The sequence below is a fragment of the Corynebacterium sp. KPL2680 genome (genome assembly GCF_040225675.1).
Taxonomy (GTDB): Bacteria; Actinomycetota; Actinomycetes; order Mycobacteriales; family Mycobacteriaceae; genus Corynebacterium; species Corynebacterium rhinophilum.
The window spans coordinates 22,461-46,315 of sequence record NZ_JBEHFM010000007.1; the positions used below are offsets into that span (position 1 = coordinate 22,461).

General features: G+C 66.8%; 12 protein-coding genes and 2 pseudogenes. 1 reads left to right on the plus strand and 13 read right to left on the minus strand.

The window, feature by feature from the left end; translation table 11 throughout:
* Window positions 1–144 precede the first annotated feature (144 nt).
* The 11 genes from ABRP66_RS04975 to ABRP66_RS05025 form a co-directional block, all read right to left on the minus strand.
* Window positions 145–1,878, minus strand: coding sequence for an ABC transporter ATP-binding protein (locus tag ABRP66_RS04975; RefSeq protein ID WP_284771096.1), 1,734 nt, complete (start codon window positions 1,876–1,878; stop codon window positions 145–147).
* Window positions 1,875–3,653 carry an ABC transporter ATP-binding protein gene (locus ABRP66_RS04980; protein WP_284850392.1) on the minus strand — a complete coding sequence of 593 codons (1,779 nt, stop codon included), beginning with the start codon at window positions 3,651–3,653 and terminating at the stop codon, window positions 1,875–1,877. The genes ABRP66_RS04975 and ABRP66_RS04980 overlap by 4 nt, the downstream gene beginning before the upstream one ends.
* The gene (locus ABRP66_RS04985; RefSeq protein WP_284771094.1) at window positions 3,650–4,333 is read right to left on the minus strand and encodes a class I SAM-dependent methyltransferase; all 684 of its coding nucleotides are present in this window, start codon (window positions 4,331–4,333) and stop codon (window positions 3,650–3,652) included. The genes ABRP66_RS04980 and ABRP66_RS04985 overlap by 4 nt, the downstream gene beginning before the upstream one ends.
* A gap of 107 nt (window positions 4,334–4,440) precedes the next feature.
* A complete protein-coding gene (locus tag ABRP66_RS04990) occupies window positions 4,441–5,178 on the minus strand; it encodes an ABC transporter permease (RefSeq protein ID WP_284771093.1) in 738 nt (245 codons plus the stop codon).
* On the minus strand, window positions 5,175–5,927 hold the full coding sequence (locus ABRP66_RS04995; RefSeq protein WP_005510617.1) for an ABC transporter permease: 753 nt from the start codon (window positions 5,925–5,927) through the stop codon (window positions 5,175–5,177). Before ABRP66_RS04995 ends, ABRP66_RS04990 begins: the two co-directional genes overlap by 4 nt.
* Window positions 5,924–6,976: an ABC transporter ATP-binding protein gene (locus ABRP66_RS05000; protein ID WP_284771092.1), complete on the minus strand. Its 1,053-nt coding sequence runs from the start codon at window positions 6,974–6,976 to the stop codon at window positions 5,924–5,926. The genes ABRP66_RS04995 and ABRP66_RS05000 overlap by 4 nt, the downstream gene beginning before the upstream one ends.
* Complete coding sequence (locus ABRP66_RS05005) at window positions 6,973–8,151, minus strand: saccharopine dehydrogenase family protein (RefSeq protein WP_349838409.1); 1,179 nt, start codon at window positions 8,149–8,151, stop codon at window positions 6,973–6,975. The genes ABRP66_RS05000 and ABRP66_RS05005 overlap by 4 nt, the downstream gene beginning before the upstream one ends.
* Complete coding sequence (locus tag ABRP66_RS05010) at window positions 8,144–14,476, minus strand: non-ribosomal peptide synthetase (protein ID WP_349838410.1); 6,333 nt, start codon at window positions 14,474–14,476, stop codon at window positions 8,144–8,146. The genes ABRP66_RS05005 and ABRP66_RS05010 overlap by 8 nt, the downstream gene beginning before the upstream one ends.
* Window positions 14,477–14,486: 10 nt before the next feature.
* Window positions 14,487–16,259 (minus strand): AMP-binding protein, encoded by a 1,773-nt coding sequence (locus ABRP66_RS05015; RefSeq protein ID WP_284783401.1) that lies wholly within the window; start codon window positions 16,257–16,259, stop codon window positions 14,487–14,489.
* Between the two features lie 174 nt (window positions 16,260–16,433).
* Window positions 16,434–18,680, minus strand: a complete 2,247-nt coding sequence (locus tag ABRP66_RS11695) for an ATP-binding cassette domain-containing protein (protein WP_284783400.1) — start codon at window positions 18,678–18,680, stop codon at window positions 16,434–16,436.
* A gap of 107 nt (window positions 18,681–18,787) precedes the next feature.
* The gene (locus ABRP66_RS05025; RefSeq protein ID WP_284785430.1) at window positions 18,788–19,429 is read right to left on the minus strand and encodes an ECF transporter S component; all 642 of its coding nucleotides are present in this window, start codon (window positions 19,427–19,429) and stop codon (window positions 18,788–18,790) included.
* Window positions 19,430–19,770: 341 nt separating this feature from the next.
* Here ABRP66_RS05025 and ABRP66_RS05030 point away from each other — a divergent pair.
* Window positions 19,771–20,987, plus strand: a pseudogene (locus tag ABRP66_RS05030) (IS110 family RNA-guided transposase).
* A 328-nt stretch (window positions 20,988–21,315) separates the two neighbouring features.
* Here ABRP66_RS05030 and ABRP66_RS05035 read toward each other — a convergent pair.
* Window positions 21,316–22,770 (minus strand): glyceraldehyde-3-phosphate dehydrogenase, encoded by a 1,455-nt coding sequence (locus ABRP66_RS05035; RefSeq protein ID WP_284783395.1) that lies wholly within the window; start codon window positions 22,768–22,770, stop codon window positions 21,316–21,318.
* 63 nt (window positions 22,771–22,833) lie between these two features.
* Window positions 22,834–23,782 (minus strand): annotated as a pseudogene (locus tag ABRP66_RS05040) (NAD(P)H-dependent flavin oxidoreductase).
* Between the last annotated feature and the right edge of the window lie 73 nt (window positions 23,783–23,855).

Consider the following 23,855-nt stretch of genomic DNA (forward strand, 5'->3'; position numbering starts at 1 on the left):
GAAGCTTCAGCCTTACAGCTCGTCGGTGTTCGTGCTGCTCGGCGTTTTCGTCGGCGGTTTCGCTCTGCCCACCGAGCGCCTGGCGGTGGGATTCGGGAAGCTGCGGCAGGGCGGCCCGTGAGGGCATCGACCAGGTGATGAGGATCAGGCGCCCGAGGAGCTCCCCGTCCGACACGCCCACGACTCGGCGTAGCGGCCGCCCTTCGCCAGCAATTCATCGTGCGTGCCCCGTTCTGCGACCGTCCCGTCCTCCGAAAGCACGACGATGAGGTCGGCATCGCGGACGGTGTGCAGGCGATGGGCGACGACGATCACGGTGCGATCGCCGCGCAACGCCTCCATCGTGCCGACGATCGCCCGCTCAGTGGCCGCATCCAGCGAGGACGTCGGCTCGTCGAGAAGCACCACCGGGGAATCCTTCAGAAGCGCCCGGGCGATGGCGAGGCGCTGCCGCTCGCCTCCCGACAGCAGCGTCCCCTCCTCCCCCACCGGGGTATCCCACCCGGAAGGCAGCAGCTCCACGATGCGGTCCACCCCGGAACGCCGAGCGGCCTCGCGCAAGCGGTCCCCGTCACCGGGCCCGGAACCGAATTCGGGGTCGGCGAAGACCACGTTGTCCCGCACGGACGCGTCGAAAAGGAACGTCTCCTGGAACACCGGGGTCACCAGCGAGTTCACGCCGTCGGTGCCGATCCGAGGCAAGGGCACCCCGCCGATGAGGATCTCCCCCGAGTCCGGATCATGAAAACGCGACAGCAGCCGCATGACCGTCGTCTTGCCCGCCCCCGACGGTCCCACTACAGCAACCAGCGCTCCCTGAGGTGCACGGAAGCTGACGCCGTCGAGAACCTTCTTATCCCCGTACCCGAAGCTCACGCCGCGGAACTCCACGTCATGCCCGTTGGGCAGCTCCGGTGCGGTCGGTTCGGGAAGGGCGGGGATCGCCCGAAGGTCACGCAACGCAGCCAACGTGTTGCGGCCCGCACCGAAACCGCCGGACAACGCTCCCGCCGTGGTGATCGGTCCGGTGAACTGGACGACCACGATGAGCATTGGCGCCAACTGCGCCGGCGCCATCCCGCCCGTCGCGGCGACTGCTACGGCGACGATTACCGCCGCCGTGAACACCGCATGGACGACCGAACTCAACCGTCCGATGGCCGCCCCCTGCGTCGACGTCGCCTTCGCGAACGTATCGTGTTGGGCCCGGATCGCCTCATCCACCATCGCGTCCGCCGCCGAACCGTCGCTCGCGGCGCGAATCGCCTGCTGGCAGCGGGTGAACTCGATCAGCCTGCCGGAGACGGCAGCGACGGCGTCAGCATGCGCTTCGTCCGACTCCCCGCCGACCCGGCCAATGGCCCGGTAGGCGAAGAAGAGCACCGGCGCCGACGCGACGAGAACCAAACCGACGCGCCAATCCACCGCCAGAATTCCGAAGGCGATGACGGTCGGCGCAACCACCGCGGCGATGACGGGCCGCAGGATCACGTGCGGCACGGACGCCGCGAACGCGATACCCGACGACGCCATCTCCGAAAAGCGGCCGGCCGTGGACTTGGTGACGTACCCGAGTGGCAACGTCAGCACGCGTTTGCCCAGGGAACGCAGCAGGGACGACAGCACCGCTGCGGAATTCGCCCTGCCGACCGTCCCCGCGGCGAGGGACAGCACCGCATGGGCGACCGCGAGGCCGGCGATGACGCCGGTGAAACGCCACGCCGTCGCATCATCTCCCTCGGCCAGAGCCGACAGCAGCGGCAGCAGCGCGACGAACGCCGCTCCCTGGGCCAGCGAGGCAAGCGCGGCCAACGCAATGAGCCACGCCAGCGTCATTCTCGAGCGCCGATCCGTCATCGACCACAAGTCCCGAATCATCGGTTCCCCGCCTTTTCATCGTCTGATTCAGTGCCCCGCGGAGCGGATGGTTCGTCGTCGAGCGCGAACGCGCGCCACAAATCCCGGTAGCGGCCACCGCGCGCAAGCAACTCGTCGTGGGTACCCGCCTCCGCGACCGCTCCCCCATCGAGAACGAGGATGCGGTCGGCGTTGCGGATCGTGCTCAACCTGTGCGCGATCACAATCACCGTCCGCGAACGGGCCAAACGCTCGATTGCGGACTGGATGAGGGCCTCGGAAGCCGGATCCGCATAAGCGGTTGCCTCATCGAAGATGAGCACCGGCGCGTCCGTGACGATCGACCTCGCGATGGCCACGCGCTGCGCCTCACCGCCGGAAAAGGTCACGTCGACGTTGACCACCGAATCCAGACGCTTCGGCAGCGCCGCGATGACCGCATCGAGGTTCGCGAGCTTCGCGGCCGCCATGATTTCGCCGTCGGTGGCGTCTCTCCTGGCCAGCCGGATGTTCTCCCGCAACGGCAGCGTGAGCAACTGCGGATCTTGGAACACCACCGACACCGAGCGGTGCACGTCGCGCACGGCGATGTCGCGAAGATCGGCGCCGCCCAGCAGCACCGAGCCTTCAACGGGGTCGTGGAAACGCGCCAACAGCCGGGCGACGGTGGACTTTCCGGAACCGGAGGTCCCCACCAGCGCAGTGAGGGTCCCCGGTTCGAACGTCGCGGACATCCCGTCGAGGACCCGCGGCCCATCGCCGTAGGAGAAGACCAGGTTCCGGACCTCGAGCGCGCCTCCGCGCACGGGCACCGGATCGGCGGGCTCGGCGATTGGCGGCGTGCCCAGCACCTCCGCGATGGACTTCAGGGCGGCAATCCCCGCGATGATGGGTTCGGAGTTCATGGCCACCCGCACGATCGCCGCGGAGAGTCCAAGGCTGAGAACCAGCCCGGCGACGAGACCCTCCGGTATGCCGCCCGCGGCGTCCCTCAGAGCGAGGCCGGCCCAGCACACCACTGCGAGGACTGTGATCGGGGACGTCACCACGTCGATGAACCCGAGATAGATGTTCGATTGCCGGGACCAGGCGGACCACGCGCGGACGAACGACAACGCCGCGGCATCGTAGCGACCCGCGCCCTGGTTGGCGCGTCCGAAGGACTTCATCACCGGGATACCGCGCACCAACTCGATGACCGCGGCCGTCACTCCTTCGGAGGCTCGCTCGTAGTCGCGCTGAAGACCGGCTCCGCGCGAAATCATCACGCCCATCAGGGCGAAGGTGACCAGCACCGGGACGATCGCCACCGCCGCGATCCGCCAATCCACCGCGACGAGCGCGATGAGGGAAAGCAGGGGAACCAGCACCGCCACCACGGTCTCACCGACGGTGTGGCCCATGAGCTGGTGGACAGCCGCGACGTCCTTCTCAACCGACCCGATGATTCCCGACGAGCGCCGGGCGTCCAGCCAGCCCAGCGGCAACTTCCGGATTTGGGCGACCAGCCGGCGCCGGAGGTGGAGCTGCAGGTCGTTATCCGCCCGGTGCGAGAGCATGCCGGCGGCGCCGTCCGCGGCCATGCGCACCGTTGCGGCGACGACGATGACAGCCACGGCCAACCACGTCCGATGCTCCGGGGCCTCCGGGTACGTCATCGCGATGTCGATGATGCCGACCAGCGAAGCGACGGTAGCCACCGACGACAGGACGGATAACGCGACCACCGCACGCATCCGCGTCCGGATCGGGGCGAGCAGCGACCACGGGCCTACGGTCCCGTCCACGGCGCTCACTTGCCCGCCTCCCCGATCGCGCTTTTCTTCGTGAGAGTGCAGAAGTACACCATGCCGGCGTGTGAGGCTCCGCCCAGCTTCAGCCCGTTGGCTTCGGCGAGGTCCTCGAGCTCGCTGCCCCGGAACACCCGGTGGCCCATCTTCGCCATGACGGCCATGTCGACCCGCTCGTTCACGTCGGGATCCTCGGCGAACGTCTGCACGTAAGCGATGCCGCCGTCGGCGAGCAGACCGGCGACCCTGCCGAGCGCGGCACCCGCATCCTTCATTTGGTGGAGCGCGCCGCACACCCAGATTTCATCGGTCCTGCCGGGCTCTCCCGCGAGCGGCGCGAGGACATCGGCGACGTGGAATTCCGTCCGGGCCCCGAGCCTTTCGACGGCGGCGCGTTCGCGGGCGATGCGGATCGCATTGGGCGACAGGTCGTAGCCGACGATGTTCGCCCTGCGATAGCGAGGCTCGGCGGCGAGCATGCGGGCGAGCCACCCGGTTCCGCAACCGAGGTCGAGAACCCGGGCCGGCGCATCCGGCCCGGGATCCAGCGCACGGAGCTTCCGATACACGGCGGCGGCGTCCATCGGTTCACGCGCATAGCGGCTGAGGAACCTCGGCTGGACCTTGTCCTCGTAGGCCGCGAGGAGTCTGCGGTTGTTCTGGACGATCTGGGCAATCGACTTCATCTGGTTCTGTCTCCGGGGTGTGTGGGCCGCGTCCACGCGGCGGTTTCGGGTTAGGTGCTCGGGTTCGCGGGCCGTCGTCGGCGGCGCCGCCCCCGTGGACGTGCCCGTCATGCAGACTCCCCCGGCCTCGTTTTCACGGCGATGCCCCACGCCGCGAGCACGGCGATGCCTAAGAACCAGGCCGCGCAGACCACCAGACCCGCAGCCCCGGTGCCGTTGACGGCCTCGCCTGCCGCGGATACGGGGGTGTGCCCGGCGATTCCGCGCAGGAGGGGACGGAAGTGGTCGGCGGGCATGAGCACCGTGTTGACGAACATCGCAACGATGATTAACGGGATGAGGGCCACGGACCCCTGGGGGCTGGTGATGGAGAACGCGATGTACGTGCCGGTGCATGCGGCCGCCGCGGCAACCATCGCCCCGGTCACCGCGATCCTCCACCACCAGGACACCTCCGGGGGGCCGTCGGAAAGCAAGGCGGCCACCGCCGCGACGACGGCCGTCATCGCCATGATCCGGATGAACTCGGCAATGATCCGTGCGGCCGACACGGCCGCGTACGGTGACGGCATGGTGATTAACCGCTCGTGGAAGCCATTGCTGCGTTCAACGAACACGGTGGACGATCCCGTGATGGCCAGGATGAACGCCCACGCCGTCACGACCAGGATGACCGCGTTCCGGAGTTCGAACTCTCCGGTGAGCTGCCTGACCAGGCCACCGAACATGCGGTTGACGATGAACAGGTACACGAGCGGAGCAATGAACGTCATGAACCAGAAGTCGGGGCGCCGCAGCCAAATGTGGGCGATGCGCCGCAGATGCACGAAGATGGCGCCGATCATGATTCGCTCCTCGAGGTGAACCGGCGGATGAACAGGACGATTCCGGCGACCACCGCGACACCGAGCCACAGGGCTGCCTCTTCCCCGGCGCTATCCGGGAAGGCGTCCGGGGACGCCGCCCTGATCACCTCGATCATCGGCGAAAACGGCATGTGACGTACGACGTCGCGCAGGGAGCCGTCCAAAGCGGTCGCCGGAATGAACGCGGTAGAGAACATGAGCAGCAGCATTTCCAGCGCCTGGATCGATGAGGCCGTCGACACCGGGGCGGGCACCATCAGGATCACCCCGTCCGTGACCAGGGACAGGACCGCCGCGGCGAGCAGCGACCACAGGACAGTCCACGCGACGTCACCGACAGCCATGTCGAGGCCGCAGGCCCACGCGACGACCAGCAGCGCCGCGATCGACGCGGACATCCGCAGCACATCGGTGGCGAGCCTGCCGGCGACATAGCCGCCTGTGGCCCCGGGCAACACGCGCACGCGGTCAACGAGCCCGGATTCGACGTCCTGTCCCACCGCCATCGCCGACGCCGCGGCGGTGAACATCGCCGCCTGGAACAGGCAGCCGCCGAGCACGAAACGCAGGTACCCGAAGCCGGATTGCCCCGCCGAGTATCCAAACACCGCGTACAGGCACAGCAGGAAGAGGGGCGGAACTACGAACATGGAGATCAGCGACGCGGTGTTGCGTCGCAACAGCAGCAGATCCCGACGGAGAAACGCCGCGACCGACGTCGCACTCATCGCGCCGCACCCCCCGCGTTCATCGATATGAACACCTCGTTGAGGGTGGGTGACGACACGCTCAGCGAATCCGGCGACGCTTCCGAGGCCTCCATCGCCTGCGCCGCCGCCTCGAGGACCCGCGGTCCGGGGTCGACGTCGAGGGACACCAACTTCCCCGCGACGCGGGCGCCGTCTAGGCACGTTCCCCCGAGGCAGCAGGCGAACGCCTCCGCCTCGGCGGCGGTGGCGAAGGACACGCGGAGCACGTGCGACCCGAAGTCGCGGCGCAATTCCTCCGGCGTTCCGCTGGCGACGATGCGGCGATCCTTGAGCAGATGGACGTGGTCGGCCAGCGCCTCCGCCTCTTCCAGGTACTGGGTGGTCAGCACCAGGGTCATTCCGTCGTCGCGCAGTTGCCGGATGAAGCCCCACAGCTCTTCGCGGCTGACAGGGTCCAGCCCCGTTGTGGGTTCGTCGAGGAACAGCAGCCTGGGCACGACGCACAGCGACGCGGCGATGTCGAGACGGCGCCGCATGCCACCCGAATAGGCCGACGCCAGCGTCGAGGCACTGTCCGCGAGCGAGAATTGCGCGAGCAGTTCCGTCGCGCGGGCGGCCGCGGCGGCGCGGTCGAGCCCGCGCAGCCGCCCGAAGAACTCCAGGTTCTCCCGGCCGGTGAGGTTCTCGTCGATCGCCGCGAATTGGCCGGTGGTGGCAATGTCGGCGCGCACGCCCGCCGGGTCCTCTTTCACATCGCGCGAGAAGATGCTCACCTCGCCGGAGTCGGCGGTGATGAGCGTCGACAGGATTCGGATGAGGGTGGTCTTGCCTGCACCGTTGTGGCCGAGGAACGACACGATCGCCCCGGCGGGCACGGTAAAACTCACGCCGTCGAGCACATGCTTGCGCATCCGGGCGCCGCGCTTTCCCTTGCGCCCGCCGTCCGGCGGGGCACCTGCCCCGCCTTCGGGCGGGGTGCCCGCATTGCCCGCATTGCCCGCAATCGGGTAGCTCTTCGTGAGGTCGCGGACGACGATCGCCGCACCTCGTTCAGCTTGATCCGTCATCGTTTCCCCTTTTCTTTGGTATCGCAGTGGGCCGCTGTCGGCAGCGGCCCCGTGGTCGGGTTGTCATGCGGCACCTCGATATGGATGCCCGCATCGCGGGCGAAGGCGAGGACCGGTTCGAGGAGCCGGGGGTGGCCGACGAGATCCCGGCACCCCGGCGCGACCGGCTTCCCCGCGACCGCCACAACGGTGGCGGCAGCAATCGCCGCGGTCATTTTGTAGGAACCCGGGCCGGTCGCCCGGACGACGGTCGTCTCGGCCGTCGGCCCCGCATCGCCCGCGCCGGCGGACAACAGTGCGACGACCAGCTCGGCGGGTTGCGGAGTGCCCTTCACCCGCGCCTTCCGCGATGTCACGGCCGCCCCGAGACGGGCGAGCAGACCGGAGACAACGGGCATCGCGTACAGTCTCGACGTGCAGTTCTTCTCCACCGACTCATCGGGGAGAGCATCGAAGGCGACGTGGTAGGAATAGCCGCGGATCGAGGGGCACACCTCGCGTACGACGTCGATGTCCGGGCATTCATAGCCGATTCCGCTTTGCGACGACACCGGGTTGCGCCGTACTTCGACAATGGCGCCGCCGAGCATTGCGCGGTATCCGCCGCGAATGGTCCGGAACATCGACTCGACCGACGCGGCCCCGGATTCCTGGTCGGCGCCGATTCGCAGATCGACCCGCACATCGCGGACCTCTTCGACCCCCGCAGCGCGGGCCCCGAGAATCAACAGTGCCGTCGACAAGCCCGGGCACAGGCCGAACCCGGTGAGCACGGGAACCCCCTCCCGCCGGGCATCCCCGTCGAGAGCCATGATTGCGCGGCGGGCGTCGATCGAATCGTTGACGTCGATGTACCCGGTACCTGAGTCGATGCAAGCACGGGCGAGTGAGTCTGCGTGCACCTCGAACGGGCCGGTGCAGTTGACCACCCAATCGTGTTTTCGGAAGACCCTGCAGATCTCGTTGTGGCCGGCGGCGATCCTCAGCGGGAAGTGCCGCCCCGGGCCATCGTCTGGCTTCTGCCGGGAAGTGTAGGCCAGCTCAATCCCGTCGACGACGCCGAGCATCCCCCGGACGAGCCGTCCGGTGACGCCGGTACCTCCGGCCACCAGCACTTTCACGGGTTCGCCCGCGTCGCGGTCCCGTGCTTCCCCGCCGTTTCGTCGGTCAGTCATTTTCCATCTCGTTTCCCCGGTCCCGCGACCGGTCGATTCCTTCGGACGACGGGTCCGCTGCCCTGTCGTCCGTTTCCGGCGCCCGGCGCCGGCGTTCGATGTACTCCCCGATGAGGGCCCCGGTCAACGCGGCATCCTCTCCGAGGACGAACGAATAGTGGTTTCCCGCGACGCCGGCGACGCAGAGGTCATCGACGAGGTGGTCCCGCCACTGGTCGTGGTTGTGAGCCTCGCCGTCATCGGGGAGAACGAACAGCGCCTCCCTCACCCGCCCCCCGGGCCGGTACCGGGTGCGGGCATCGATGAGCGAGCGCAGCGAGTTGAACTCCGTCGCCGTCACCCGGTCGCCGGAAAGCCCAAGGTCCTCCAGGAGCGTCGGTGCGACCGCTGCGGCCAGGGCACGCAAACGGGCCCCCCGTTCCCCGTCGGTCTCGTCGACCCCGCCGAACTCCGCCCAGAGGCGGGCAACCGGCGTTCCGTGCGGGAGATCGGCAATCGAGGGCACCACCCGGGACAGCAGCCCCTTTTCGGATTCCGCGCCGAAATCCCCGACGTCGACCGCGATCCCCGGAGCCAGGCTGTCGAGAAACACCAGCGCGGGATCAAGATCGGCCAAACGGAGCACCATCTCGGCCGCGATGGTGCCGCCGAGGCTCCATCCGACGATCGCCGGGGCGGCACCGTCGACGAGCACCTCGCGGACCCGGCCCGAGTAGTGGGCCGCGATGTCGCCGATGCCGATGGCGTGGGGGAATGGTCTCTCGAACTCCGCGAAGCCGACGCCCCACACCTGCCCGCCACCGGGGATCGCGAGGGCCAGGTCTCGGTAGATGTCGACGGTGCCGAATCCGCCGTGGACGAGGAAGATCGGGCGCGCCTCATCGCCGCTGCGCAATAGGACCAGCGAATGGTCCGCGGCCGACGCGCCGGGGTCATCCACGTCCCGCCGGTCGGTCGGCGTGGCCGTCGACTGGCCGACGAGCTCGGCCACGCCACGTGGCGTCGGCTTGGCCAGCGCTTCCGCGAGCGGTACCGACGCCCCGGTGATGTCCTGGATCCGCTGCATCAGATTCACGAATCCCAGGGAGTCGTAGCCGAGGAGGAACAGGTCGTCGTCCGCGCCGGCTTCAGCGCCGCCTAGGTCGGCCCGGACCATCCCGGTGATGACCGTCAGGTATTCGCGAACTCGGCCCATCAGGTCCCCGGATGCGATCCTCGAGATCGAGCCCGACCTGTCGCGCTCCGCCGATGACGCGCCCGCGACGCCGTCGCCGATCGCCCCACCGCTGGAAGAAGTGCCCCCGACCGCCAGGCGCAGGCGCCGAACCTGGCCGACGCTCAGCGGCGCCGCTTCGGGGCAGCCCCCGGTGAAGCCCGACACCGACCTGATGTAGTGGTCGAAGATGTCCTCCACCAGTTCCGGTTCCAGGATCTGCTCGACGAAATCCCAGGCGACGTTGATACGCCCGCCGACCTCCATCACTTGGTTGTCCAACAGCACCTGCGGGGTCTGGGAGATGGCGTAATCGACGTCACCCAGGACGTGGGCATCCCTACCCGAGCCATCGCCTGCCGCGGAACCCTCGCCGAACAGCAACGAGGTGTACACGAACGGCGCGATGGCCTGTCCGACGGGCAGACCCCGGTGGCGCGCGATGGCGCCGAGCAACGACGCCCCGGAGTACCCGGCCGCCATGTGCCCGAGCAGCCGGTCGCGCAGTTCCGCCGTCCACCAACGGAGGTCATAGTCGGCGGCCGCTTTCACCGGCATCAGAATGACGCCGGTGAAATCACCGAAGACGCCGGCGAAGTCGGCGATTTCGGGATCACGGTTGTACGTGGTGATGTTGATGCCGACCGAATCCCCCCTCGACCACAGCGACAGGCTCGTCGCATAGCAGGCGAGAAGCAGTGCGGACACGCTGCCGTCGGCGGCGCTGGCCCGTTCCCGCAACAGTGCGGTTTCCTCAGCGGTGAACGTGTGCGACAGGCGACGCATCCGCGGCACATCCACGTCCGCGGCCGCACCGATTGATGGAAGGGTGTTGCCGGGCGGGAAGTCCTCGACCACCGTCCGAGTCAACGTCTCATCGCCACGCCCGACCGCCGAAGCCTCCCGGCGCTTCATCTCCAAGACGTACGTGCGGTAGTCGCCGGTGACGGGCGGAAGCTCCGTTCCCCGGTACAGCTTGTCCAGGTCGTCGATGAAAATCCGTTGGCTCGCCCCGTCTCCGATGATCATGTCCACGCTGAAGAACAGGCGGTGCCTCCCGTCCGGGAGCGCGAACGCCGACAGATGAAACAAGGGCCAGCTGCCCAGATCGAATACCTGGTGGCTCAGCTCATCGCGCTTGCGCCGCACCGCCTCGACCACGGTCGCCTCATCGGCGGCCCGGTAGTCGGCGACGGCAATGCGGTAGCGCGGAACCTCCGGCAGAATCCGCTGCGTGGCTTGTGCGGTGAACACGACGCGCAGCATCGGATGCCTGCGGATGAGGTTGTCGAGGGCGTCCTCCAGGCGGTCGATGTCGGTACCGGGTTCGGTGACGGATTCGATGTAGTAGTGCTCGGTGACGCCGCCCAGCTCGAACCCGGAGTTCCGGCCGACGTAGTAGGCCTTCTGCATGTCGGTCAGGGGGAACGGCGCGTGGGGGTCGTCCCCGAATTGTTCCACCGGATCCTTCCCGTGGGCACTCGCGGAGGATTCTCGGGCACCTCCTGCGGCTGAACCGGCACCGCCGGCACAATCGAGGGAAGACACTGCCTCGGCGACGGCTTCAGACTCGGCACCGGACTCCCGCATGGCCTCCGAGACAAGGCCGGCGATGTGCGCGATGGTCGGGTCGGCGATGACGTCGCGGAAACGGAGCCGGACGCCCGTCTTCTGCCGGATCGCGCGCATCATAACCTGGAATTGCAGAGAATCGCCGCCGCGGCGGAAGAAGGACTCTCCCGCGCCGCACGCCGGATCCGCCCCACTCGTCGACGGGGCTTCCCCGAGGATCTCGTCGAAGACTCCGGATACCAACTCGATCGCCCCGGGGGCGGCGACGGAACCAGCCGCGCCCGCGGCTCCGGCCTCCGCCCCGGCGACCTCGCCATCGGCCGTTGCCCCGCCGCCCGCGGCACCGACGTGCCTACGAATTTCCTCCTGATCCAGTTTCCCGTTGACGGTGACGGGCAGGTGCGCCACGGGCAGCAGGACCGTCGGTACCATGTACGCTGGCAAGCAGCGGGCGAGCTCGGCCCGGACGGCATCCCGCGAGCCGGTCATGTCGTCCGCCGGAACGTAAAGGCACGCCAGGAGTCCCCGACCGCCCGATTCGACGACCGCCGCCATCGACGCGGTCACCAGGCCGGACCGCTCGAGGACCGATTCGATTTCTCCGAGTTCGACGCGGAAGCCCGCGATTTTCACCTGACGATCGCGGCGGCCGAGAAATTCCACGAAACCCTCCGCGTTGAAGATGCCCACGTCTCCGGTTCGGTAGCAACGCCCGATGCCTGGGACATCCCCGAAGGCGGCAGCGGTCCGCTCCGGATCGGCCGCATACCCCTGCGCGACGCCGAGACCGCTGATGTGGATTTCCCCCGGCACGCCGACGGGGCAATGCACCCCGTCGGGCGCGAGCACGTGGATGCCCTGGTTCGCCAGCGGGTACCCGTAGGGAATGCGGTTTTCCAGGCTGTCGCGTAGCAGCGGGCAGTGGATGGACCAAATGCTTCCTTCGGTCGCACCGCCGAGGCTATTGATCGACGCGTTCGGGAACATGTCCATGGCGCGCGCCGGAAGCCCCGCTGCGATGCGATCGCCGCTGAGCCATACGGTGCGCACATCCGGGAACACGTCGTCGTCCGCCGCCCGGACCAGGGCGAGCTCCAAAAGGGCGGGCGCGGAGTTCCACAGCGTGACCCGCTCTTCCCGCAAGACGTCGAGGATTTCATCGGCGTCGCGCTCGTCTCTGACCATCGTCACCGTCGCGCCTGCCGCGAACGCCCCGAACACGTCGTAGACCGACAGGTCGAATCCCAGCGACGACAATCCGATGATGCGATCGGCGGAGGTGACCCCATACCGCCGGTTCACGTCGAGGATGGTGTTGATGCAGTTGCGGTGACTGATTCGCACACCCTTTGGCCGGCCCGTCGTCCCCGAGGTGAAGATTACGTAGGCAAGGTCGTCAGGGGCAGTGCCAAGCGAAGGGTGCGCACCCGCGCTGCCCGCGCGGTCGCAGACTTCCGCGGCTGCGGGCTTGCCGACGCCCGCCACTCCGCTTTGGTCCAGTTCATCGATCACGCCGGTGTCCAGAATCGGGCCCGACGCACCTGAGGCTTCCACGACGTATTCCTGTCGCTGGGCCGGCATGCCCGCGTCGACGGGGACGAATGCGGCTCCCGCACGCAATGCGCCGACCATGTTAACGATGTCGTCGGGATGCTTGGTGTAGCGCACGATCACCGCGTCCCCCGCCCCGACGCCGGAATCTGAGAGATGGCGGGCGATGCGTCCGGCCCGGGCCCAGACCTCGGCGTAGGTGTACGAGATGTCCCGGGCGGCGAGGCGCACGGCCGGCGCGTCCGGAGTCGCCGCGTATGCGGCTTCGACAAGCGAAACCAGGGTGTCATCGTGGATCGGGCCCGCAGCGTCATTGTAGCGGGCGACGGCCCCCTCCGTCTCCGCATGACGGATGGGCAGAGCCTCTCCCCCCTCCGCCACCACGTCCAGGGCCTCCGCAACGACCCCGAACATCGTATCTGCCGCAGGGAAGTAATCGTCGACCACGTCCCACGACAACGTCATCCCGCCCGATGCCGGCATCACTTGGATGTCGAGGCACACCTGCGCGGTTTGCGTGTAGATGCGTTCGATGACCGGGCTGCGCCCGCTGCCCCGCTCGCCGCCGAGGTAGCTGGTGAACACCACCGGAGCAGTGGCCTGGGTCTGATTGGCCGCGTCCCGGAGGAATCGCTGTAGCACCTCCACACCGGAAACGCCGCGGTGGGACAGCCCTTCACGGATGTCCAGGTCGATCGCCTCCGCCAACCCATCGATGGTCGCAGCTCTCCCGGCGTCGACGCCGATGAGCATCGATGAAGTGAAATCTCCCATCACCCTCGTGCCCGCGGCGAGGCCGCTGCGTTCGCTGACAGTCACGTTGACCGTCAACGCCGATTCGGGCAGCCACCTGCAGACGACGGCGGCGTTGACGGCCATTACCAGCGACGACAGGGTAACTCCAATGCGGCGGGCCCGTTCGCCGAGCTTGGCGGTGATCTCCGCGTCGAGCACCGTGCCCAAGCGCCGGGTCGACCAATCGTCGTCACCCCTCACGGCCGCCGGGAACTCCGGGCGCCGCGGCAGATCTGCGGCCTTCTTCTCCCAATAGGCGAGGTCCTCGGCCCGTTTCCCTTCGCGCCGGCGCGCAGAGATTGCCGCCAGGGCATCCCCATATTTGGAAGCCGGAGCCGGCGGCTCCCCGGCCAGCAGAGATTCGAGCTCGTCGAAGAACAGGTACACCGAACCCGCATCCATGACGATCATGTTGAAGTAGATGAACATCCTGCACCCGCCCGCATCTGCGAGCAGCCTCGCGGCGACCATGGGACCGTCCTCGTTCGACGATCGCGCCGCGGTTCGCATGTCCCGACGGATCTCCCCCACCGCCGCGTCGACATCGTCGCCGGACCCGACTACCTCGACGGTGGCGAGGCACGCGCCGGTCGGGCTCAAGACCCCGGCATCGACGTCGAGCCGATGGAACAGTACGTCGTGACGCCCGAAGACCACCCGCACGGCCTCCTCCACCTGCGGCAACGAATAGTCGTGCCGGGATTCCGCGTAAATGTACGTCGCTTGGCCGCCAAGCTCGATGTCCTCGTCCGCGCCGAGCAGGTAGGCGGTCTGAATTGGATTGAGCGGGACCGCATCCGCGGGACCGGCCCCATTTTTGCCGGCACAGCCGTCATCCGACTCACCCGTCGCTACAGCGGGGTCGGCCCCGGCAGCGGCGCCTGCGGCAGATCCGGCATCAGCGCCACCCCGGGCGGCGTCGATGACGGCCGCCAAATCAGCGACCGTGACCCCGGGGTCCATCGCCGCGTAATCGATGGTCACCCCGTACTCGTCCTCCAGCGCCAGCAGCATCTGGAGGAAAGTCAGGGAGTTCGGGATGTGGTCGCGGAGTTTCACGTCCGCCGAATCCAGGTGCACGCCGATGGCGTCGGCGATGGACTCCGACAGCCGTTCGGGGGCGACTCGGTCCCCGGTGCGAGCTCCTCCCACGGCGGTAGATGCGACGGCCGGCGCGATCGTTTCATTGGTCATCGTCATCTCCTCAGAGCAAAGCCTCGAGCTTGCGGCGGAGCTTCTTGCCGTTCGACGCGACGGGCAGCTCGTCGACCCACAGAACCCGGGAGACGGGCACCCCGGCGACGCGCATCAGTTCGGTCGTCGCGGACCGGGCCACCGCCTGTTCAGAGATCGGAGGTTCATCCCCGTCCGATCGCCCGGCACCGGTCGCATCGTCGGCCTTACGATCGGTCGGGGTCCGCCTGGCCAAGAACACGGCGATCTCCTCTTCGCCCGTGGCTGGGTTGCTCCGGCCGAGAACGGCAACATCGCGGTCAAGCGCATTCTCCAGCACGGCTTCCAAATCAGCCGAATAGTAGTTCCGGCCGTTGACGAAGATGATGTCCTTCTTCCGGCCGAGGACGAACAACTCGCCGTCGCGGAGAATGCCCATGTCCCCCGTTGCGAACGCCCCGTCATCGGTGAGCTCGTGCTCCACGATCCCCTCTGCTGTGATCGCGGCTCGGGTCATCGGAGCGCCGGCGATGTGGATTTCACCGACGGTGCCGTCGCCGAGGACCCCGCCCCCGTCATCGCGGATGGTCAACGAGATCCCCGGGACGGCCTTGCCCAAGGCGACGAACTCAGCTCCGGACTCGCTCTCGATGTCCTCGAAACGCTGCCCCGTGGCGATGCCCGTCCGGTCAAGTCGCACCGTGGACAGACCCGAGTAGATGTCCCGGGTCGTAACCAGGAGGCAAGCTTCGGACATTCCGTAGGCGGAGGTCAGGGCATCCTCCCGGAGGCCCATGGCGGACATCGCCACGAGGAACTTCCGGGCCAATGGAGCGTCGATGGGTTCAGAACCGCTCATCAGCTTCTGGACGTTGGAGAAGTCGTAACCGTGGTCATCCCCGAGGGGCCGGCGCTCGAGATGGCGCAGGAAATGCTTGAACGCGAAGTTCGGGCACACTGTCACCGTCGGCTGGTGCCTGGTCACGGCCTCGAACCACCTCGGGGGATCGGCGACCACCTCGGAAACCGGCAGCAACACCTGGTCGTACCCACGAAAAAGGGCGTAGACGTGGAAACCGATCAGCGAAAGGTTGTGGGTCAAAGGCAGCCACGTGAGCATCTTGTTCTCGTACCGGTGCGCGTGGCGTGGGATCGTCGCGCGCAGACCGTTCAGCACGGACTCGTTGGTTACGATGACGCCCTTTGGCGATCCCGTGGAGCCGGACGAAAACTGGATGAGGGCTTCGCCGGCCGTCCCACCTCGCACCGGGAACGCGGGGACCGCCCCGTCGCCATCCCCGGAATCCACGTCCCCCGCCTGGGAGAAGTCCGATTCAGCATCACCCGGCATCGCCGCACCCGGGTCCGCGGCAGCGTCATTGACGATGGACACGTCGAGCAGCCGGTCCTCGCCCACGACCACGGCACCGTTTGCGCCGGTGAGCAGCGTGTGACTGCGTTCGTCGACCAGGATCGGGGCCCCGGGCATCATGTCCGAGAGCGTCCGCACCCTGTCGACGTCAACCGGGCCCGACACCGGCGGCGCAAGCGCCGGAACCGCGCCGGCGTAGACGCAGCCCCAGAACGCCCGGATGAGCCCGCGGTTCTCCGAAACTTGGAAGATCACGCGATCACCGGGGCCGATGCCGGCTTCAGCCAACCGAGTCGCAGCCGCCACCGCCTCCGCGTGGACCCGGCCATACGGGACGAAGACGTCCCGCCGATTCTCGACGAAGGTGATCCCCTTTTTCGTCTCATCGGCCTTGTCCCGAAGCACGTCGCTGATGGTCCGGATCGTGTTCATTGGTACCTCTTTCGGTTGTCGGCGCCATGCCGGTGCCGGGCGGACCGAGCCCGCATGGCGTGACCCGGAGGATGTGTCTGAAGGGTTGAAAGGGTGAAGCAACTGGGTGGGGCGCGTCTCCGCACAAGCTCGGAAACGCTCGCGGGCCCGGGACCCGCCGGTTCCGGGTGCCCGTCAAGTCACTGCGGACACCAGGGCGGCGACGAAGGCCGCGGCGGACGCTGCGGCCGCGAACCCGTCACGCACTCGCCAGGGGTGATCGGTGCGGAAGGTGCGCCGCGGATGACGGCCGAAGTTGCGCATCGCCAGGGTCATGGACAGCTTTTCGGCGCAGCGCACAGCGCTGACGAACAAGGGAAAGGCGATGCACGCGGGCGTCGTCGCGCGAATGAAGCCGGAGCGGAAAGACTGCCCCGGTCGCATCGAGCGCAATCTAATCGCCCATGTCAGATGGGGGATTTCGCTGCGCAGGAACGCCGCGATGCTCACCCCGGAAATCGCTATGGTGCACCATGTGTAGGGAACCCGGAGGCGTTGCACCATGGCGTCGAAAAGCTCCTCGACGCGCATGCACGCGGAGACCAGGACCGTCCCCGCGAACACGGCCGTCAGCAGCAGTCCGTGATGAATGCCGTGGCGGACGGCCTCCGCCGGATCCCCACCGCCGTAGAACTCGGAGCGCCACCCGAGCAGGCCGAAGAACACCCCGATCAACAGGACGAGGAGGACCTTCCCCGCCGTCGCCCGAACGTCGCGTTCCGCGATCGCAGCGAGTGCGAGGAACGCAACCCCCGTCAGCGCGAGAACGGCGTCTCCGCCGGAGAGCAGCCCGGCGACGAGAACGAGCATCACCGCCGCGACGATCGTGATGGCGTTCAACCCCGCGCGCCTCCGAGCGTCGGATTCACCGGTCCAGGGGCTTTCGTCCCCGGACGTCCGTGCGCCGGCCGCGGGCAGTGCGCGATCCCGCCGGGACGACTCCGGGGCAGCCGGCACGTCGGTCGCGGGACCGGACCAGGCGACCTTCCCTTCGGCGACGATGCTCGCCCGATCCGCCCACGTTCGCGCGACACGGCGGTCGTGGCACGTGAACACAACGGTTCCGCCGGCCCCAGCGTATTCCGCCAGCGCATCCAGCACGGTGCGCGAGCTCGGCGAATCCAGGTGCGCCAACGGCTCGTCGAGAAGCAGCAAACGGCGATTGGCCGCCACCGCCAGGAAGATGCCCAACCGTCTTTTCTGTCCGCCCGACAGGACGAACGGCGAGACGGGGTCAAGTGCCCGGGGGCACAGGGTTTCCCGCAGTTTCCGCAGCTCATCGGCGCCGAGTGGCCCGTGCGGGTCCGTGCCGGCCAGCGCGGAGTCGATTTCTGCGGCGACGGTCGCGCGGGTGAACTGGTGCTCGGGGTTCTGGAACGCCCACGACGCGAAGGCGTCGGGGGCGCGCCGGGCTGGCTCGCCGTCGATCCGGAGGTCCGCTCCCGCCTTCATCTGGCCCGACAGCACCGCCAGCAAGGTGGACTTACCGGCTCCGTTGGTGCCGACCAGGGCATGGATCTCGCCCCGTTCCAGTGTCAGATCGGCCCCATTCAGGATCCGCTCCCTGCCCCGGGCCACATGGGCTCCGGTCAAGGCCAGCAGTGGAACGGCGTCCGCCTCCGATTCCGGATCGGCGCCATCCCCGGCTCCCCGGGGCCTTCGCCGCCGGTCCGGACTGAGACGGTCCGGTGCCCCCGTGCCCGGCGTACTGGCGTCCGGCGCTCCGGCGGTCGCGGCCGACGTCGCAATGCCCTTCACCGCGATGCCCTCCGGCGCTCCGTGCGCGGCGACGCTCCCGTCCGCATCGAGGATTGTCACCGTATCGACCCACCCGTCGAACGGGCGGAGGTCGTGCTCGATGAGCAGGATGACGCGACCCGGGGCCCGCAAATCACGGATGGCGGCGAACAGCGACCGGCGACCGTCCTCGTCGACGTGGGCCGCGGGCTCGTCGAAGATCATGACCTCCGGCGCCCTGGCCACCGCACCGGCGATGGCCATCCGCTGGCGTTGCCCACCCGACAAAGCCCACGGATCCTTCTCCGCGAGCTCTGACAGCCCGAGCTCCGATAGGGCCTCGGCTGATCGCTTGGCGACGATGCCGGCTTCCACGAGGGAAAACTCGAGGGCCATGGACACGTCATCGACGACTCGGAGCGTGAGCACCTGCGTCGCCGGGTCTTGCCCGACGAAGGTGACCCGGTCCCCGTCCACGGGGCGTTCGGTGCCGTCGGCATCGACGATGTGCACGAATCCGGCATGGTCGATGGGGATGTGCGAGGGGATCAGTCCAGCGATAAGGTGGGCCAGGCTCGTCTTTCCGCATCCCACGGGTCCCGTGATGGCGTTGATCGTGCCGAAATCGAAGGAGAGATCCACCATGTCGGGTGCCCATCGCCCATCGGCATGCCGCACGCCCGCGCCACTAACCCGTAACCGGGCCGGGGCCGTCCCGCGTGTCGCACCGGCGCACGCGGGTGCTCCGGCGGTCACCGGGTGACCCCGCGGCTGCGAAGCCCCTTTGCGACGGCAAAGCCCAGGACCAAAAACACCAGGCTCGATGCCAAGGCTACGGCGAAGCTGATCAGGGCCATGGGCGTGGTCAGCGAGTCGACGCCGACTGCGCGCGGGGCCATCGTTCCCATCAGCGCGGAGAACAACATCGCCGACGCCACGAACTGGGGACGCGTCCACCGCCGGTACAGGGTGACCATGAACGGAAGCTCGATGAGCAATCCTTCCACAATCAGCGCCCCGATTGCGGCGACGCCGAATGGGGTGGTCGCCGCGGACACGACGCCCATGGCAAAGCATGCGATGAGGCTCGCGCCAGGCTTGCGGACGACGATGAGGGGAACAACGCACTGCAGGAACCACAACCCGAGCGTCGCCGCGACGAGATAAACGTGGGCGATGCCGGCGAACACCTGCAGGTAAGTCAGGGGCACGATGATGAGAGACCCCGCGACGCCAATCGCGGCGGCGACGAGCATGTCGCGGGTGGATGGTCGGCCACCCGCTGCGACCGGTGCGACGTGCACCAACCGCCCGTCATCCGTCTGCGACGCCACCGCGTCCCCGGCTCCCCCTCCGGAGAGGGGTTCTCCCGTCGATCCACGTTTTCCGTTCATCGTCGCCGCCTCGCTTCCGTTGCCGATTCCCGATCGGGAACACCACCTGAACCAGTATTAGGTTAGGCAATGCTTATCGCATTACGCAAGGCTCAATTTACTGACCCTACCCCCTCACCCCCCGTTACCGTGATGGTGCCCCTCACGGGGCGCGGTCACCGGGCCCGGTATGGCTTATCTGCGTGAACATTTCCATAATCCGGGGGTGTTGCCACCGGACACCGGGGACAACCGCTGACAGCTAATAGGGACACGGACCAAACAGAGGTCTCGTCGTAACGTGGGTGCCTGCAACGGATGTCCAAGACACCGGCGACCAGCCGCAACAGAAGGACACCACCATGGAACCGTCCACAACACCCGAAATCATCATCGGCCTCAATGTCGGCAAAACCGGCCACCATGCCTGCGCGCTGACCAACACCGGCGAGAGAATTTACGACAAACCACTGCCCCAAGACGAAGCCGCACGGCGCGAAATCTTCGCGTCCATGCAAGCCCACGGCAGCGTTCTCATGGTCATCGATCAACCCAACACGATCGGCGCCCTGCCCATCGCCGTGGCCCGCGACTGCGGTTGCACGGTCGGAGACCTCCCCGACCTAGCCATGCGAAAAGCAGCCGATCTCTGCCCTGGACGATCAAAAACCGCCGCCGGAATGCATTCATCATCGCCGACACCGCCCGCACCATTCCGCACACACTGCGGGCAGTCGACCGCGACGACGAGACACTAGCAGCGCTGAAGATGCTCGCCGGATTCCACGACGACATCGCCAAAGACGCCACCCGAACGAAAAACCGCCTTCGCAGCGTGCTCACACAGATTCACCCCGCACTCGAGCGCGTCTTTGCAGGCGAGATTCTCTCGCGCACGCTGGTGCTGGACTCGCTCATCCACTACGAAGGTCCGACAGAACTGGCCGCCGCAGGTCGAGGCCGGGTCCTGAAGTGGATGCGCAACCGCGCCAAGAAGGATCCTGCTTCCCTGGTTGACGCAATTTTCGCCGCCCTTGCCGAGCAAACTGTCACGGTACCCGGCACTGCGGCAGCAGAATTGGTCATTCCCCAGCTGGCGGCGAACATCAAAGCGCTTCTAGCACAGCGCGACACGATCGCCGGACAAGTCGAGGAGATGCTCGAATCGTTCTCTCTTACCCAGGTCTTGATGTCGATGCCCGGCGTAGGCATCGAGACCGCCTCTAGCATCTTGTTGTCCATCGGCGATTGCCAGGACTTCGCCGACGCCGCGCACTTGGCCGCTTACGCCGGCATCGCGCCGACCACCCGGCAGTCGGGTACGTCGGCCCGCGGCGAGTTTCCCACCAAGGCCGACAATAAACAGTTGAAAAACGCGATGTTTCGATCGGCGTGGATCGCGTCGAACTGCCATCCCGCATCGCGCGACTACTACCTGCGTAAACGGGCTGAAGGACAGAAACACAATGCCGCGGTGATGTGGCTTGCCCGGAGCCGCTGCAACGTCATCTATGCCCTGTTGACTCGGTGTGAGTTCTTCCGAGAAATCCCTGCTAGAACCATCGCCACGGCTGCGTAGGCCGCTGCGCTGATCACCGCCGGCCCGCACGATGCGGCCCGGCGATCAGTCATGGCTACCCCCATACGATGTACGTGAAAGTCTCGCCTGACTATTGACAATCCACATAGGGACCCCCACGCGAATCGGGACCGAGTGGCGGCCGACCCCTCGGCCCAACAGCGCCCGGGGCCGCGCAGAACCAGGTCCACCAGCGGTAGGCGATAGCGGCCTCCCGCACCGAAAGCTCCGTCCCCCTCCCCTGCCCTCCCCATCGCCTCACCCCCGTGATTTAGGAGGGGGAAGAGGGCGTTCGAGGGTTCAACAGCTCAAGCCCAGGACCGCCGACTTAGAGCTCGTCGATGTGCTTGCGCTTCGGGTAAACACGCGGGCGAGCACCGGCAATCTCCTCAGCGATGCGAACGACCTGGTTGGAGTAACCGAACTCGTTGTCGTACCAGACGTAGAGCACCAAGTGCTTGCCGGAGGCAATGGTGGCGATGCCATCAACGATGCCGGCATTGGTATTGCCCACGAAGTCACTAGAGACGACCTCTGGGGAGGCAATGTAGGAAATCTGCTGGCGCAGATCCGAATGCAGGGAGACATTGCGCAGGAAGTCATTGACCTCATCACGGTCGACTTCTTGCTCCAGCTCCAGGTTAAGCACCGCCATGGACACGTCCGGGGTGGGAACGCGGATGGCGTTACCGGTCAGCTTGCCTTCGAACTCAGGCAGGGCCTTGGCCACGGCCTTGGCAGCACCGGTGGCGGCAAGCACCATGTTCAGGCCAGCGGCGCGGCCACGGCGCTCGCCCTTGTGGTAGTTATCAATGAGGTTTTGGTCATTGGTAAACGAGTGCGCGGTTTCCACGTGGCCGTGCGCCACGCCGTAGCGGTCATTGATGACCTTGAGCACCGGGGTGATGCCGTTGGTGGTGCACGATGCGGCGGAGAGGATCTTATCGTCATCGGTAATGGCGGAATCATTGATGCCAAAGACGATGTTTTTAATATCTCCCTTGCCCGGTGCGGTCAGCAGCACGCGGGCCACTCCCTTGGCCTTAAGGTGCTGGGACAGGCCTTCCTTATCGCGCCAAACACCGGTGTTATCTACCAGCACGGCGTTGTTGATGCCGTATTCGGTGTAATCAATCGTGGCTGGATCGTTGGCGTAGATCATCTGGATCTTCGTGCCATTGGCCCAGATAACCTGTTCTTCCTCGTCCACGCTGATAGTGCCGTTGAAAGCGCCGTGGACGGAATCGCGGCGCAGAAGGCTGGCGCGCTTGATGATGTCCCCTTCGCCCTTATTGCGCACCACAATCGCACGCAGGCGCACGCCGCCGTAAGCTGCCTCGCGGGCGACGAGGATGCGGGCAAGGAGGCGGCCGATGCGGCCAAAGCCGTAGAGCACGACATCGGTTGGGTCGATGTCTTCACCGGCACCGACGATTTCCGTGAGTTCATCTTCGAGGTAGCGGCGCAGCTCATCTTCGCCCGACTCTTCAAAGCCCAAAAGGAGGCGTCCGACGTCGATGGATGCGGAGCTTAGGTTCATATCCGCAAGTTCGGACAGGATGGGCAGGGTTTCTGCCGTAGAGAGCTGGCGCTGGGCAATGCGGCGTCCGTAGCGGTGGGACTTAATGATGTCGATATCGGTCTGCCCAACCAACGGGCGGCCGAAGATGGTGGCGACGACGTTGTTATTGCGGTGCAGTTGGTGGATGAGGGGAATCATCTGTTGCGCCAATTCCAGGCGCTCGTTCCAGTCATCATGTCCAATATGTGCGTTCGCAGTCACGAGGCTCCATCCATTTCTATTTCGGGGGTGGCTAGAAATCTTCGCCCCAAATTTTAGCGTGTATCAGTGTTTGTTTTGGCATAGGGAGTCCAGAATGTCTGCGACACTACCCCCCGCGGATTTTTGTCGCCGGCTCACCTACGAGGCAGTAGTCTACGGCGGCATCGTGCTGCGCTCGGCGTTCCTTGAGCACGGAATTAAGCATGGGATATACCGGGGGTAAACCGGGGTGGGTGCGGGTGTAGTCGGTCTCTAAGCCGCGCGCATGCCGCCCGGAAAAGGCGCGGGTGGATACGGTGGCCCCTCCGCGCCGGAGAAGCTTACGGTTGTAGTCACTGGTTCCGGCTTCTTTACTCAACAAGAAGGCAGAGCCGCACGATGCGGCGGCCACGCCGGGCAGGCTTAATACCTGGGTTACCTCTACTGCCGTGCGCAGCCCACCTGCGGCAATCAGCGGGATGCTCGGTGCGACGGCGTGGACGGCTTCGTGGACTGCGGCGATGAGATCTGGCAGGGGTCGATCGTCTGGAAGCGCGGTGCGGTCCCACGTGCCGCGGTGCCCGCCGGCATAAGGGCCCTGTACGCACAGCGCATCCACTCCCAGCTTGGCGGCGGCGCGGGCCTCGCCTGGCGTGGTGACGGTGGTCCAAGCCTCGGCACCCGCGGCGTGGATGCGGGCAAGCTGCTCAGAGTCAAAGGTGCCGAACATGGACCACACGACGCGCGCGCCGCCCTGCAGCGCCAGCTCGAGCTTGTCGTGGAAGCCAAAGGAATAATCGGGATCCGGTAGCGAGGCATCTTCGGCCGCGGCCAGTTCCGCGGCGGCGGCCAACTGCTCAGGAGTTAACGGATCCTGCGGGCAAAACAGGTTCACCCCAAAGGGGATGCCGGCGCAGGCATCAATCTGGCTGCGGGCAGAATCCACGCTGGCAGACCCAAGCCCCAAGGTGCCAAAGGAGCCGGCCTGATGCGCAGCGCGCACCAGATCCACGGTGGTAGGCCCGCCCGCCATGGGCGCTGGTATTACGGTTCGGCGCAAAGATTGAATAACCTGGCTCATAGGAAACTACTGTACCGAGCTAGAA